Raw genomic sequence first — 13,815 nt, forward strand, 5'->3', positions numbered from 1 at the left:
CCCGTCCGATCGCATTAATCGGGCTGGATCTTGGCGTTTCCGGGGCCTGCTCAAGATGGGGTCCGAACGCCAACGTCGGCTGAGTCGATTACTGGGTAGGTCCAGGCCGTCACTTCGGCTACATGGTGGCCAGGTTGAAGGTGGCGTGGATGAAGCCGAGTAGCGTCGTCGGGTCGCCGAGCTGCGCGGCGTGCCCCGGCCCGGCTACCGCCTGGGACCCGCGACGGCGTAGGCCGTGGTGCCAGCGACCGCGAGGACGAGGGCCGTCCAGGTGGCCGCTGTCGTGCCGGGTGGCAGCAGCATCCACATCACCGCCTGCATCGGCACACTCGTCGGGGGCGGGGCGAAGAACACGAACGAGAGCCAAGCGAACGGCAGCGTCCAGGCGTACTGGCTGCCTGAGAGCGCAGCGCCGAGGGCGACCAGTCCCATCAGGCCCGCGCTGTTCCGGACGACGAACGCAGTGGTGGCCATGGACACCCCCACGGTCTGCACTGTCAGCAGCACACCGGCGACGGCCGCGCCGGCGAGCAGCACATGCGCCGCCCTGCGAGGTATCCAGCGGATCGCGGCCGTCCGGTCCAGTGCGAGGTCCTGCCCGCCGAGCCCGACCGAGACCGCCATCACCCCCGTGGTGAGGATGAGCACGGGCAGCTTCGGATTACCGGGCCCCGAGCTCCCGTCCCGGGCGAGTGACCACACCGTCACCGCGCCGATCACCACCGCTGCGAGCGACGCGGGTACCTGACGCGAGCGCGCATACAGCGTCAGCCATCTCACCGGGACGCACCGCCTTTCAGCGCGTCGAACGTGTCGCCCTTGCAGGAGAGTGCTGCGGCGCGCATCGCATTGATCCGCGAGAGCTGCTCGGCCCGCGGAAGCGCCTTGAGTTCCTTCCACACTGGGCGGGTCTCGGCGTCGATCTCGCGGCGCAAACCTGCTGACAACGTGCCGGGAAGCGGCTTGAGGTCCCCGAGGACCCAGCCTATGGCGACGGTCTGCGCGAATTCATCTGGTCCAAAGCTGCTCCAGCCGGTGGGGGTGCATCCTGGCACCATGCCTTTGGCGATCAGGGCCCAGGTCAGCTCCTTGCCCTTCGCGGCGGCGGCGATGATGTCGTCGTCGAAGTCGAAGAGCACGGTCTTACGGGACCACCGCGGAGTGGAGCCCTCCGGCAGTATGGCGGTGTTCTCCCGGACCGAGACCGGCGCCTGGCTGCCCAGGGCGCCGTGCAGCAGCCGCAGTGCCTCCTTACCGGGACCGGCCACGTCGGCGAGTCGTGCCCGCTGCGTCTTCGTCACGCACACCGGGCCGTCGCACACCTGCACCGCGGCGGCCTTGTCGACGACATAGATCCGGCGCGGATCGGAAGGGAGGATGAGGAGGGCGATCACCGCGCCCGCCAGGACGGGCGTCAGGGCCAGCAGCCGGGCGCGCGGAGTCGCGGCGACCAGCAGCGCGAAGCCGGTCGCGGCCATACCGAGCAGCCAGATCGTCTGCCCGACGTGCACGGAGGCGGAGAGCGTGACGAACGCCTCGCGTGCGTCTTCCACCGTCGGTGACAGCAGCGAGACCCGGTTCGGCTCCGTGACCGGGGCCCCCGCCGCCGTGATCGTCTCCGTCCGGCCCAGCGACATGTACATGAGGGCTGTGAACACGAAGGCGCCCATGGCCAGCGCGGGCGGGGTGAGCACGGACGGCAGAGCCCGCCCGGCCCCCATGCCCAGCACGGCCCCCGCGACGAGAGAGAACGCCCCCACCAGCGAGATCGGCAACCACCCGAGGTGCATGTACTCGGTGTTGGCGAGCACCTGGACCCCACCCACGAGGACGAGAAGCGCGAAGGCCGAGGCCAGCGTGATCCCCGTCGCGCCCGCCAGCATGGCAGCGCGGTGCCGGGCGGGCCGCGACGTGGTCGTCAGCAGCTCGGACATCTTCGAGCGCTGGTCACGCAGGCCCTGCAGCGCCCCGAGCCCCACGGCAAGCGGCCACAGATAGAACAACACGGAGCGGGTCCACAGGGCCATCGACGTCCACTGGGCCGTCCACGCCGTGGTGCCCGACCACCACGATCCGGGAATCAGGTACAGGAACGCCAGCGCCGGCGCCAGGACCACGGGGCCCGCCCAAAGGGCGACAGAGCGCCTCAGCTCGATGCCCAGGACACGGATGTTCACCAAGTTCCCCTTCCCTGCTCGGGGTTGAGCAGCAGCGCCGAGTAGCCGCGCTCCAGCGGACTGTCACCCACGTGCTCCGAGCCGCCCATCGAGGCCAGCTCGTCCGGAGAACCCTGGAAGACCAGTCGCCCCTCGGCGAAGACCACAACGTCGGTGCAGGCGGCGGCGACGTCCTCCACCAGATGAGTCGAGACGAGCACGCAGGTGTCCATTCCCAACTCCTGCAGCAACTCGCGAAAACGCAGTCGCTGTGCCGGGTCCAGGCCGACCGTCGGCTCGTCCAGCAGCAGGATCGCCGGGTCGTTGACGATGGCCTGGGCGATGCCGACCCGCCGCACCATGCCCCCCGACAGGGCCTTCATCCGCTCGTCGGCGCGGTCGGCCAGACCGACCCGCTCCACGGCCCGCTGGACAGCCGCGGGGATGTCCGCTTTCGGTACCTCCTTCAGCCACGCCATGTACTCGACGAACTCGCGCACCGTGAAGCGCTTGTAGTAGCCGAACTCCTGCGGCAGGTAACCGATCCGGCGGCGCAGCGCACGGTGCTCGCCCAGGCCGCCCACGGACTCGCCGAGCAGCTCCAGGGTGCCCTCGGTGGGGCGCAGTACGGTGGCCAGCACCCGGATGAGGGTGGTCTTGCCTGCCCCGTTGGGGCCGAGGAGACCGTGTACGCCGGTTCCCAGCGACAGGTCGAGGCCGTCGACTGCCATCCGGTTCCTGCCGACCCTGACCTTCAGCCCGGTTGCCTGGATCTCCCAGGCGTAGGCCGTCGGTGCGATGTCGGCCGCGTTCACCGCGGATGTCATGTGGTGTCCCTTTCTGATGGTCATTGATGGGCTCCCAGCACGGAGTACGCGCCTCTGCGGGCGATCACGACACCAATGCTGAGCACGAGGATCAGCCCCCATACGGGCAGACCGTCCGTCTGCAGGGCGAAGCTCGTACGGCTGGTGGCCAGGGTCGGCGCCACGATCACGGCGGCCCACACGGCGGCCAGCACGACGGCGGCGCGGGTCACACCGAAGACACTGCCGAGCGCCAGCGTCGTCGCCGTGAAGGCCAGACAGGGCAGCAGCCACTGGGCCGTCATCAGCCCCGTCGCCCATCCGCCCACCAGCAGCGCGGGAATGACCACGACGAGTGCGGACGCGGTGCGTCGCAGCACCAGATAGAGCCCGGCCCTCGGTACGGAGGCCGTCAGCTCGTATGACGGGTCCAGACCCTGCGACCACGACGCCGCGACGCAGAGCACGGGCAGCACCGGGGAGAACAGCAGCACCAGCGACACCTCACCAGAGCCGGGGCCGACCAGGTCCAGCAGCAGCGCGATCAGCGTCACGCTCCCGACCATGGCCAGCCACGGCACCATCGTGGGCGTCAGCCACCCCGACAGCCGCGCCGCCCAGCGCCGCCGGCGCCGCAAAGGGCCGGCGGTCAGCTGGGCCTGGAGGCCGGACCACAGGGTCTCGACCAGCGCGGCCACGGCGGGCGCCTCGGCCGTGACGGCGGCCGACAGCCGGTCACGGCACACCTCGCACGCCTCCAGGTGGGCTTCCAGTGCCCATACCTGGTCGGCGGCGAGTTCCGTGTCGCCGCGCGCGTAACCGTGGATGATCCGCATCGAGGCGTGTTCCACGCTCATGCCAGCGCCTTTCGCATAGCGATCCGTGCCCGGCGGGCACGGGTCTTGACCGTGCCCTCGGGCAGCCCGAGCAGGACGGCGGTCTCCCGGACGGACAACCCGTCGAGCACCATGGCCTGCAGTACGTGCCTGAGTTCCGGCGCGAGGCGCCGCAGCGCGTCCCCGACGTCCCCGTCCACGGTCGCCGCGAGCACCTCCTCCTCGGCGGCGGGCGCCACGGGCCGCAAGGCGGCCGCGGGCGGCGGCTTCGCGTGGTGAGCCCTGCGCCGGAACGCGTCGACCAAGCGACGCGCTGCGATCGTCCACAGCCATCCGACAGCCGTCCCTCCGGCGGCGGCTCCGGCGAACGAGCCCGCCGCGCGCCACACGGCCAGATACGTCTCCTGCATGACCTCGGTGACGATCTGTTCGTCCGCACAGCGGCGGCGCAGCCGCACCGCCAACCACGGCGACGTACGCCGGTACAGCTCCTCGAACGCGGCACGGTCGCCCCTGGCCACCAACCGGACGAGACGCTCCTCGTCCAGCTTGTGCAGCGCTGTCACCCTGACTGGTCTCACGCCTGCTAGACGCCCGGCCCAAACGGCAGGTTTTTCGCCCGGTGTGATACCCGTCACATATGCACCTCCGCAAGCACCGCCTGGGACGCGCCCTGCCATCCGTGGCCACGAGACTGGCCACGGTGACCTTAGAGGTCATCTCATTTGGCAAGTCTGCGGTAGCAGATGAGGGTGCAAGCGATGCTGGTGAAGGCGAGGAAGTGCTCGGCTTTGCGCTCGTAGCGACGACGGAGGCGACGGCATCCAGCGAGCCAGGCCATGGTGCTTCGGGTCTGCTGCACGTTCGGGTGACAGGGTGACCTGCCCCACCTCTCAGGTTCCAGTTCTGGTGGCTAACTGACAGCCCTTCACGGAAGGCTGGCAGTCATGCCTCGTCCCTGTCCTCCGGAGTTCCGGGCACGTGCCATCGCGCAGGTCCGCGCCGGCAAGCAGGCCAGACAGACGGCGATGGAGCTCGGCATCCATCCCGTCACGTTGTCGAAGTGGTTGCGGCAGGACGACATCGACAACGGGCGGCGACCGGGAACGCCGTCGAGCGAGTCTGCTGCTGATGGGCGGGGCGACGTTCGCGATCGGACTGCTGCCCACGCATGCGACGGTCGGCGCTGCGGCGCCCGTCCTGCTGACCCTCCTGCGGCTCGTCCAGGGGTTCGCGCTGGGCGGTGAGTGGGGCGGAGCCGTCCTGCTCGTCTCCGAGCACGGGGAGGCGCGCCGGCGGGGTTTCTGGGCGTCGTGGCCGCAGACCGGGGCGCCTGCCGGCCAGTTGCCGGCGACCGGCGTGCTGTCGCTGCTCACCACCGTCCTGTCGGACGGCGCCTTCGCGAGCTGGGGCTGGAGGATCCCGTTCCTGCTCTCCGGAGTGCTCGTCGTCGTCGGTCTGTGGATTCGGCTCTCCGTCGACGAATCGCCCGTGGCCCGTGCGGCGTTGGCCCGGTCCGAGGCCCGGCGCAGCGCTGAGAGGCCCGAACAGCCGCCGCGCGTCTCCGTGTTGCGGCATCACTGGCGTGACGTGCTCGTCGCGATGGGCGCGCGCATGGCGGAGAACATCAGCTACTACGTCATCACCGCCTTCGTCCTCGTCTACGCCACCACCTCCGCCGGTGTCTCCAAGCAGACGGCGCTGAACGCCGTACTCATCGGCTCGCCGTGCACTTCGCCGTCATCCCCGCGTGGGGCGCGCTCTCGGACCGGGTCGGACGGCGGCCCGTCTATCTGCTGGGCGCGGCCGGGATCGGACTGTGGATGTTCCCGTTCTTCGCCCTCGCCGACACCGGGCGGTTCGGGTACCTGGTACTGGCGGTGACCGTCGGTCTGGTGCTGCACGGCGCCATGTACGCGCCGCAGGCGGCGTTCTTCGCCGAGATGTTCGCGACCCGGATGCGTTACTCGGGCGCCTCCGTCGGCGCCCAGTTCGCCTCCGTCGCCGCGGGCGCCCCCGCCCCGCTCGTCGCCACCGCACTGCTCGCCGACTACGGCAGTTCCACCCCGATCACCCTGTACGTGATCGCGGCGTCCGTGCTCACCCTGATCGCCGTGGGCGTGGCCAAGGAGACCCGGCGGCGCGACCTGGCCGACGACGGCGCCACGCCCGTCCCGGCGCGCGGCGAAGACGTACCCGCCCGTTGAGTCCGCGCCGCTGGTCCCCTGTCCCCGGGGATCAGCGGCGCTCCGGCGGCGCCCCCAACCGGTGCAGGCGCAGCGCCAGCTGGATCTCCAGCGCCCGGGCGGGGCTCTGCCAGTCGTCGCCGAGGAGACGGGCCACCCGCTCCAGCCGCTGGGCCACGGTGTTCACGTGGACGTGCAGCTCGTCCTTCGTGCGGGCCGGGCTCGTCCCGCAGGCGAAGTACGCGTCGAGGGTACGTACCAGTTCCGTGCCGCGCCGCCTGTCGTAGGCGACGACCGGGCCGATGGTGCGGGTGACGAACCCGTTGACGTCCCGTTCCCCGGCGAGCAGCAGGCCGAGGAAGCCGAAGTCCTCTGCCGCGGCGCCGTCGCCGCCCCGGCCCAGGAGGTCCAGCGCGTCCAGACACCGGCGTCCCTCGGCGTAGGCGCCGGCCACGGTGTCGGGGCGGCTGGCGAGGCCGGCGACGGGGGCGGAGGCGCCGACGGTCACCGGCCGGCGGACGGCGGCGCCGAGGTGCCGGGCGGTGCGCCGGGCCACGTCGGCGGCGGTGTCACCAGGTGCGAGGGGCAGCAGCAGGACGGTGCCGCCGTCGCGGGCGGCGGCCAGGCCGTGCCGGGCGGTGGCGAGGCGGGAGGCGGCCGACCACAGCCGACGGCGCGCTGCCGCCGCCTCCTCGGCGTCCGCGGCCGGTCCTTCCGGGCGGGCGGCGAGCACGACGTGGGTGGCGTCGAGGTCGGCGTGCAACCGGGCGGCGCGCTCCCGCAGGTGGCGCGGTTCGCGGTCACGGGCGTCGAGGAGGTCGTCCAGCAGCTCGCCCCGCACCCGCTGTTCGGCCTCGGCGGCGGAGCGGCCGGCCAGCAGGAGCAGCGAGGTGACCATCGCGGCGCGCTCCAGGGTGCGCTGGTCGACGGGGTCGAGACCGGGACGGTCGCGCAGCACCAGCGCGCCGAGGAGTTCGCCGCCCGCGGCGACCGCGGCGATCCAGTCGCCGCCGTGCCGTACCGCGTGCCCCTCCGTGCGCGACGTCTCCAGCGACCGCGGGTCGGCGGTGTCGGTGAACTCGACCGTGCCGCCGAGGACCTGAGAGACGGCGGCGGCCACGTCGTGGACCTGGCCGCCGCGCAGCACGAGTTCGGCGAGCCGGTCGTGGATGTCCGAGGCACGTTCGATGGCCGCGCTGTGGTCCTTGATGATCTCGTTGGCCCGCTCCAGTCCGGCCATGGCCGAACGGGTCTCGGTGAGAAGGTTCGCCGTGTCGATGGCGGACGCGGCGAGCGCGGCGAAGGAGCCGAGCAGCGCGATCTGCTCCCGCTCGAAGACGCGGGCCCGCCGGTCCGCCGCGAACAGCACCCCGATGACGTGCGGCCCGAGCATGAGCGGGACACCGACGATGGCGACCAGGCCCTCGTCGCGCACCCCGGCGTCGATGGTGAGCGTGTGCTCGAAGCGGTCGTCCTTGAAGTAGTCGTCGGTGACGTACGGCCGCGCGGTCTGCGCGACGAGCCCGCCGAGCCCCTCCCCCATGCCCAGGCGCAACTGCTGGAAGCGGGCCGCGACCGACCCCTCGGTCACCCGCATGTAGGTGTCGCCGCGCTCCGGGTCGTTCAGGCTCAGATAGGCGACGTCGGTGCCGAGCAGGGAGCGGGCACGCTGGACGATGGCCTGGAGCACGGCGTCCACGTCCCGCAGGCCTGCCAGGTCGTGCGCGGTCTCGAACAGGGCGGACAGCTCGGCCTCGCGTCGGCGTCTGCCCTCCAGCTCGGTGCGGACGCGCAGCGCGAGGAGCTTGGCCCGCTCCACGGCGGCGATCCGCTCCGGCGGCCGGTTCTCGGCGCGGGCGAGCAGCACCGGCTGCTCGTACGCCTCCGCCGAGGCACCCCTGGCCAGCAGTTCGAGGTACGCCGGTTCGGCATCCCAGGGCGCTTCGCCGCCCAGGTCGGGGACACCGGCCGCCGGGGCCGGGACCGGCCGCCGGGCGGACTGCACGTGATCGCGAGACATGGTCACAGGATTCCGCATCACCGCTGGGGCCCGTCGGGCCTGTGGAAAACTCGCCCGGCCGACACGTGCCGCACCTTCAGTGGGCCGACCAGCCGCCGTCGAGCACCAGCGAGGTACCCGTGACGAAGGATGCCCGGGGGCCGCAGAGATAGGCCACGGCCTCGGCGACCTCTTCCGGTTCGGCGAGCCGCTTGACGGCGCTGTCGGTCAGGAGGATCTCGGACAGCACCCGTTCCTCGAGGATGCCGTGCGCCCGTGCCTGGTCGGCGAGCTGCTTCTCGACCAGCGGGGTGCGCACATAGCCCGGGTTCACACAGTTGGAGGTCACCCCATGCGGCCCGCCCTCCAGGGCGGCCGTCTTCGACAGTCCCTCCAGCCCGTGTTTGGCGGCCACATAGGCGGACTTGTAGGGGGAGGCGCGGAGCCCGTGGATGGAGGACACGTTCACGATCCGCCCCCAGCCCTGCCCGTACATGTGCGGCAGTGCGCCCCTGATGAGCCGGAACGGCGCCTCCAGCATCACGGTCAGTACGGTGTGGAAGACGTCCGGCGGAAACTCCTCGATGGGGCGTACCAGTTGGATGCCCGCGTTGTTGACGAGGACGTCGGTGCCGGCCGCCGCGCGTTCGGCCGCGTCCAGGTCGGTGAGGTCGAGGACGTACGGTTCGACGGCCCCGCCGCCCGCCGGGTCAAGGCCCCGTGCGGCCGAGTCCACCAGTTCGGCCAGTCCCGGCTCGTCCCGGTCGACGGCTCTGACCCGGGCGCCGGCGGCCGCGAGACGCAGGGTGCAGGCGCGGCCGATGCCCCCGGCGGCACCGGTGACGAGGGCGGTGCGGCCGCGCAGGTCCGGGACGGGTGCGGGGCCGGGGAGGGCGGCGGAGCGGGTGCTGGGCGAACTCATGGGTCGACCCTAGGTGGCGACCCCCCACCCCCACGTGGCGTCAGCACACATACTTCAGCCGATAGTCGTAGCGTCGAACCATGTGGGTGCATCCGACATGGCCTGCTTGATCCGGAACACCCCGAACTCGTTCAGCTCCGGCAGGGCGTCCACGTCGAACCAGGCCACCTCAAGCGACTCGTCGTCGTTCACGCGGGCCTCGCCGCCGACGGCCCGGCAGCGGAAGGTGATGTCCATGTACTGGCAGACGTCGCCGTTCGGGTAGGTGACCGGGTTCAGGGCCTGGACCAGGACCACCCGCTCCGCGACGCAGCGCACCGCCGTCTCCTCGAAGACCTCCCGCACGGCGCAGGCCGCGGGCTGCTCCCCCGGCTCCGGGATGCCGCCGATCACGGACCACCTGCGGGTGTCGGTGCGGCGGCCGAGCAGCACTCTGCCCGTGTCGTCGAAGACGATGGCGGTGATCCCGGGCAGCCACAGGAGCTGGTGCCCGGCGGTGGCCCGGATCGTGCGGATGAAGTCAGGAGTAGCCATGGACCGACCCTAACGGCCGGGTTCCGCGCACCGGCCGGAGCAACGGGGCGTACAGCGGGTGTACGGCTACGCGTCACCGGCGCGCCGGCCGCGCATCCCGGCCCCGATCGCCCAGCCGACCCCGCCCGCCGCGACCAGCACCAACGCGATCTCGGGGAGGATGCCCAGCTTGGTCGCGGGCGTCTCGGAGGTGCGCAGCGGCACCTTCTGCACCAGGTAGGCGGGCACGAACATGCCGGTCTTCTGGGTGATCCTCCCGTCCGGCATGATGATCGCGCTGACGCCGCTGGTCACCGGCACGGTGACGGTCCGGCTGTGCTCGACCGCGCGGATCCGGGACATGGCGAGCTGCTGGTAGGTCATCTCGCTGCGGTCGAAGGTGGCGTTGTTGCTCGGCACTGAGATCATCTCCGCGCCGTGCGTGACGGTGTCCCGCACGTCCCAGTCGAAGGCGGCCTCGTAGCAGGTGGCGAGGCCGACCTTGGTGCCGTCGATGTCGAACACACCGGGCTTGGTGCCCCGGCTGAAGTCCTGCCGGACCATGCTGGTCCAGTCCTTGTTGATCGCGCCGACCAGTCCGCGCAGCGGGAGGTACTCGCCGAAGGGCTGGATCTGACGCTTGTCGTACGTCGAGGTCGGGCCCTTGACCGGGTCCCACAGGATCTGCTCGTTGAGCAGCTTGCCGCCCCGCTCGACGACCCCGCCGACCGAGATGGGCACGCCCATCGCCTTGGCCGCCCCGTCGATCACGGCGGCCGCGTCGGCGTCGGCGAACGGGTCGACGTCGGAGGAGTTCTCCGGCCACAGCACGAAGTCCGGCTTGGCGACCTTGCCCGCCTTGACGTCGGCGGCCAGCTTGAGCGTCTCCTTCACGTGGTAGTCGAGCACGGCCTGCCGCTGCGAGGCGAAGTCCAGGCCGGCCCGCGGGACGTTGCCCTGGATGACGGCGACGGTGACCGAACCGTCCTCGGCCTTGTCGCTCACCAGCCCGCGCGCCGCGACCGCGCCCACCACGGGCACGGCCACGCTCAGCAGGGCCACGGCCGCCGCCCCGCGCCGGACCTCACGGGTGCGTCGGCCCTCGACGGCCAGCCGCCCCGCCTCGTACAGACCGAAGCCGCACAGGACGACGGCGAAACCCAGCACGGGGGTGCCGCCCACCGCGGCCAGCGGCAGGAAGACGCCGTCCGCCTGACCGAAGGCGATCTTGCCCCAGGGGAAGCCGCGGAAGGGGACACGCGCGCGTGCCGCCTCGCCCGCGATCCATATGGCGGCCGCCCACAGGGGCCAGGCCGGCAGCTTGGAGACCGCGGCCACTCCCACCCCCACCAGCGCGACGAAGATCGCCTCGATGGCCACCAGCGCGAGCCACGGCCCGGGGCCGACCTCGACACCGGTCCACACCAGCAGGGGCAGCAGGAAAGCGAGCCCGAAGACGTAGCCGAGGCCGAAGGCCGCCTTCCAGGAGCGGCCGCGCAGCACCCACCCGAATCCGGCGAAGGCGGGCAGCGCCAGCCACCACAGGGTGCGCGGCGGGAAGCTGACGTACAGCAGCACTCCGCTGAGCGCGGAGACGGCGGCCGGGACCAGGCGGCGGAGCAGCCGGAGCGCGCGGGCGCGGGGCGCGGGACGCGGCGTGAGCTGGTCCGACTGGCCCACGGAAGTTGCGGTGACGGTCACTCCGGGAGTGTACGGCGGTTGACCTTGCGGCCGACAGCACGGTCCCGGCGGGCAGGAATCACACCGCTCCCGCGCAAGTCGTCCACAAAGCGGGCATCACCGGTTACGGTGTGCCGAGGCGGGCGGCGGGGCCCGCCGCAGGTCGGGGGACCGGGGTACGGGGGGGGCGACGGTGGGGTCGACCGGGACGACGTCCGCTGCCGACAGGGTCGCGGGCGACGACACTGACAGACGAAACGTTTCTGACGTGGTGGGCGTCGTGGTGCTCGGGGCGTGCGCCGCGTGGCCGCTGATCGCGGCGACCGGCCGGGACGGACGGCCCGAGGGTGTGCTGCTGGCGGTGCTCGCGGTGGCCGCCGGTTATGCCGCGGGGCGGATGTCCGGGGCGCTGCTGCCGGTGGCCGCGCCGGGTGCGGGCGCGCTGGCCGGGCTGGCCTGCGCGGTGGTGATGCCCCGGCCGGCGCAGGGCCCCCAGCTCACGACTCCGCTCGGCCAGGCCGGCGCGGTCGCGGCGTTGCTGGTGCTCGCGACGGGCGGCGCGTGCTGCGCCGCGTGGGCGTCGCCGGTTCCGGCGCTGCGGTTCGGGCTGCGGGCGCTGGCCGCCGGGATCGTGGTGACCGGGGCGGCCGTGGGCTCGGCGGCCGGCTGCGCGGCCAGTGCCGTCGTCCTGGTGTGCTCGCTCGCCGCCGGCCGGATGCCGCGGCGGGGTCCGGCCGTGGCCGGGCTGGCGCTGGCGGCCGCACTGGTGACGGGCACGGTCTGGGCGGTCGCCGCGGACGTCCTGCCGGCGGGCCTCGCCTCCGCCCTCGCGGGTCCGCTCACGGAGCACCGCGTGCGGCTCTGGCGGGACGCCCTGGGGCTCGCGCACCGGAACACCGCCGTGGGCGTCGGCCCCGGGCGTTTCGGCGAGTTCGGCGGCACCGCGTCCGAGGCCCTGCTGCCGGACGGCAAGCCGCACTCCGCGCCGCTGCAGCTGGCCGCCGAACAGGGCCTGGTCGGCGTCCTGCTGCTGGCCACCGCGTTCTGCTGGATCCTCTACGCCCTGTGGCGGTCCCCCCGCCCGACCCCGGTCGTCCTCACGGCGGGCGCGGCACTCACCGCCCTGGCCGTGATCGCCACGGTCGGCAACGCGCTGAGCTTCACGACGGTGTCGGTGGGCGCGGGTCTGCTGGCGGGCCTGGCGACGGCACGCCCCTGGATGGCGGGGGCACCCGACAGCTGAGCCTGCTGCCTCAGTGGGCCGTGCCCGGGGTGATCGTCCGCAGGCGCTCCCGGATGACACGGACCGCGGACTCGGCGTTGTCCACGGTGATCGTGAAGGTGTGGCCGTCCCACAGCCGCAGGACGATGCCCTCGCCACGGCGGACGACCACGGCCGTGCCCTTCTCGGGGCGCCAGCGGTAGCCCCAGCCGCCCCAGTGGCGCGGGGTGATCTGCGCGGAGAAGTCGGCGCCGGCCACATGGGAGAGCGGAATACGACGGCGCGGTACTCCTATATGACCGCAGCGGATCTCGAGACACTCCCTGTCGAGCCTCAGGTCGACGTGCACGAAGGCGAGGGTGCCGAAGAGGACCAGCAGTCCGACGGCGATACAGCCCACGACGGCCATCACCAGCGCGGTGACGCCCGAGTTCCAGGCGGAGTCCACGGCCAGTTCGATACCGAGCGCCATGCAGGCCGCGCCGACCAGCGCCAGCAGCCACTGGACCCGGTTCGTGGCGCGCCCGGTCCAGACATCCGGGCGTGAGGCGTCCTCGTCCGGGGAGTGGTCGCGGGGGTGGTCCCTCATGTCTACGAGATTACTCAGGTTTCGCTGCGCGGGCACCGCGTCGCGGAGGGTGACTGCTCACATCGGGGGTATGCCCGGCTGCGAAGGGTTCACTGGGACGCGGCGGGACTGGCCGTGCGGAGCACGCGGGCCTCGGTGTAGCCGAGCGCGTCCTCGGGCAGTTCGCCCTCCCGGCCGTTGAGCAGCACGGTCACCGTGCCGGTGGCCGGTGCGCCGGGGGTCGGCTGCGCACCGATCCGGCGCAGCGCCTGGGCGGCCACGGCGCCCGCGGAGCCGTGCAGGACGAGGGGGGCGGCGCCGGGGCGCTGGACGGCGGCGCGGATACGTTCCGCCAGGAGTTCGTAATGGGTGCAGCCCAGGACGACGGTCGTGACGTCGTCGGGGGTGAGCCGGGCCGCCGCGGCCACGGCGGCGTCGATGGCGGCATGGTCGGCGTGCTCCACGGCCTCGGCCAGTCCCCAGCAGGGCACCTCGGTGACCGGTACGCCGCCCGCGAAGTCCTCGATGAGGCCCCGCTGGTACGCGCTGCCCGTGGTGGCGGGGGTCGCCCAGATCGCGACGTGACCGCCGCCGGCGGCGGCCGGCTTGATCGCGGGGACCGTGCCGATGACCGGGATGCCGGGCTCCAGACGCGCGCGCAGCGCGGGCAGGGAGTGCACGGTCGCCGTGTTGCAGCCGATGATCAGCGCGTCGGGCCGGCGGGCGGCGGCGGCCTCGGCGACGGCCATGGCGCGCTCGGTGACACCTTCGGGGGTACGGGGGCCCCAGGGCATGCCCGCCGGGTCGAAGGAGAGGACGAGATCGGCGTCGGGGCGCAGCCGCCGTACCGCTGCGGCGGCCGCCAGCAGGCCGATTCCGGAGTCGATGAGCGCGATCTTCACCCGGCCACGATAGACGATGGGCCGT

12 protein-coding genes and 3 pseudogenes are annotated in these 13,815 nt (G+C 72.5%); 3 read left to right on the forward strand and 12 right to left on the reverse strand.

Translation table 11 applies throughout. The features are described from left to right. Positions 1 to 204: 204 nt before the first annotated feature. From BLW82_RS04095 to BLW82_RS43075, 6 genes and pseudogenes are all read right to left on the reverse strand, one after another. Positions 205 to 780: a hypothetical protein gene (locus BLW82_RS04095; RefSeq protein WP_093497509.1), complete on the reverse strand. Its 576-nt coding sequence runs from the start codon at positions 778 to 780 to the stop codon at positions 205 to 207. Continuing rightward, complete coding sequence (locus BLW82_RS04100) at positions 777 to 2,177, reverse strand: hypothetical protein (protein ID WP_093497510.1); 1,401 nt, start codon at positions 2,175 to 2,177, stop codon at positions 777 to 779. The genes BLW82_RS04095 and BLW82_RS04100 overlap by 4 nt, the downstream gene beginning before the upstream one ends. Next, positions 2,174 to 3,007, reverse strand: a complete 834-nt coding sequence (locus tag BLW82_RS04105; RefSeq protein ID WP_093497511.1) for an ABC transporter ATP-binding protein — start codon at positions 3,005 to 3,007, stop codon at positions 2,174 to 2,176. Before BLW82_RS04105 ends, BLW82_RS04100 begins: the two co-directional genes overlap by 4 nt. Further along, on the reverse strand, positions 3,004 to 3,819 hold the full coding sequence (locus tag BLW82_RS04110; protein WP_093497512.1) for a zf-HC2 domain-containing protein: 816 nt from the start codon (positions 3,817 to 3,819) through the stop codon (positions 3,004 to 3,006). Before BLW82_RS04110 ends, BLW82_RS04105 begins: the two co-directional genes overlap by 4 nt. Further along, positions 3,816 to 4,319, reverse strand: a complete 504-nt coding sequence (locus BLW82_RS04115; RefSeq protein ID WP_256216181.1) for an RNA polymerase sigma factor — start codon at positions 4,317 to 4,319, stop codon at positions 3,816 to 3,818. The genes BLW82_RS04110 and BLW82_RS04115 overlap by 4 nt, the downstream gene beginning before the upstream one ends. A 200-nt stretch (positions 4,320 to 4,519) precedes the next feature. Continuing rightward, a pseudogene (locus BLW82_RS43075) lies at positions 4,520 to 4,642 on the reverse strand (IS5/IS1182 family transposase); the annotation flags it as partial. Between the two features lie 103 nt (positions 4,643 to 4,745). On the opposite strand from BLW82_RS43075, the pseudogene BLW82_RS04120 reads away from it, so the two are divergent. Together BLW82_RS04120 and BLW82_RS04125 are read left to right on the forward strand one after the other, a co-directional pair. Further along, a pseudogene (locus BLW82_RS04120) lies at positions 4,746 to 4,949 on the forward strand (transposase); the annotation flags it as partial. Further along, a pseudogene (locus BLW82_RS04125) lies at positions 4,915 to 6,005 on the forward strand (MFS transporter); the annotation flags it as partial. The pseudogenes BLW82_RS04120 and BLW82_RS04125, both read left to right, overlap by 35 nt. A gap of 31 nt (positions 6,006 to 6,036) precedes the next feature. Here BLW82_RS04125 and BLW82_RS04130 read toward each other — a convergent pair. The 4 genes from BLW82_RS04130 to lnt all read right to left on the reverse strand — a co-directional run bounded on the left by BLW82_RS04130 (position 6,037) and on the right by lnt (position 11,119). Continuing rightward, complete coding sequence (locus BLW82_RS04130; RefSeq protein ID WP_093497514.1) at positions 6,037 to 8,004, reverse strand: helix-turn-helix domain-containing protein; 1,968 nt, start codon at positions 8,002 to 8,004, stop codon at positions 6,037 to 6,039. Between the two features lie 76 nt (positions 8,005 to 8,080). Next, positions 8,081 to 8,905 (reverse strand): 3-hydroxybutyrate dehydrogenase, encoded by an 825-nt coding sequence (locus BLW82_RS04135; protein ID WP_093497515.1) that lies wholly within the window; start codon positions 8,903 to 8,905, stop codon positions 8,081 to 8,083. Positions 8,906 to 8,959: 54 nt separating this feature from the next. Then, entirely contained in the window at positions 8,960 to 9,439 is a 480-nt protein-coding gene (locus BLW82_RS04140) for an NUDIX hydrolase (protein ID WP_093497516.1), read from the reverse strand. Between the two features lie 66 nt (positions 9,440 to 9,505). Then, positions 9,506 to 11,119: an apolipoprotein N-acyltransferase gene (lnt, locus tag BLW82_RS04145; protein ID WP_093497517.1), complete on the reverse strand. Its 1,614-nt coding sequence runs from the start codon at positions 11,117 to 11,119 to the stop codon at positions 9,506 to 9,508. A 250-nt stretch (positions 11,120 to 11,369) separates the two neighbouring features. Here lnt and BLW82_RS04150 point away from each other — a divergent pair, with 250 nt between their 5' ends. Further along, positions 11,370 to 12,341, forward strand: a complete 972-nt coding sequence (locus BLW82_RS04150; RefSeq protein ID WP_256216182.1) for an O-antigen ligase family protein — start codon at positions 11,370 to 11,372, stop codon at positions 12,339 to 12,341. Between the two features lie 10 nt (positions 12,342 to 12,351). On the opposite strand, the gene BLW82_RS04155 is transcribed toward BLW82_RS04150, so the two are convergent. Together BLW82_RS04155 and BLW82_RS04160 are read right to left on the reverse strand one after the other, a co-directional pair. Continuing rightward, positions 12,352 to 12,909, reverse strand: coding sequence for a hypothetical protein (locus BLW82_RS04155; RefSeq protein ID WP_093497518.1), 558 nt, complete (start codon positions 12,907 to 12,909; stop codon positions 12,352 to 12,354). An 89-nt stretch (positions 12,910 to 12,998) separates the two neighbouring features. Then, a complete protein-coding gene (locus BLW82_RS04160) occupies positions 12,999 to 13,790 on the reverse strand; it encodes a glutamate racemase (RefSeq protein WP_093497519.1) in 792 nt (263 codons plus the stop codon). Positions 13,791 to 13,815 lie beyond the last annotated feature (25 nt).

Origin of the sequence: Streptomyces sp. Ag109_O5-10 (genome assembly GCF_900105755.1) — a bacterium.
In the GTDB taxonomy this organism is placed as follows: Bacteria; Actinomycetota; Actinomycetes; order Streptomycetales; family Streptomycetaceae; genus Streptomyces.

Bases quoted from the DNA above. Each gene is read 5' to 3' on its own strand.
- BLW82_RS04135 (WP_093497515.1), bottom strand. From the start codon at position 8,905: ATGAGTTCGCCCAGCACCCGCTCCGCCGCCCTCCCCGGCCCCGCACCC.
- BLW82_RS04155 (WP_093497518.1), bottom strand. From the start codon at position 12,909: ATGAGGGACCACCCCCGCGACCACTCCCCGGACGAGGACGCCTCACGC.
- BLW82_RS04105 (WP_093497511.1), bottom strand. From the start codon at position 3,007: ATGACCATCAGAAAGGGACACCACATGACATCCGCGGTGAACGCGGCC.
- BLW82_RS04140 (WP_093497516.1), bottom strand. From the start codon at position 9,439: ATGGCTACTCCTGACTTCATCCGCACGATCCGGGCCACCGCCGGGCAC.
- BLW82_RS04110 (WP_093497512.1), bottom strand. From the start codon at position 3,819: ATGAGCGTGGAACACGCCTCGATGCGGATCATCCACGGTTACGCGCGC.
- BLW82_RS04130 (WP_093497514.1), bottom strand. From the start codon at position 8,004: ATGTCTCGCGATCACGTGCAGTCCGCCCGGCGGCCGGTCCCGGCCCCG.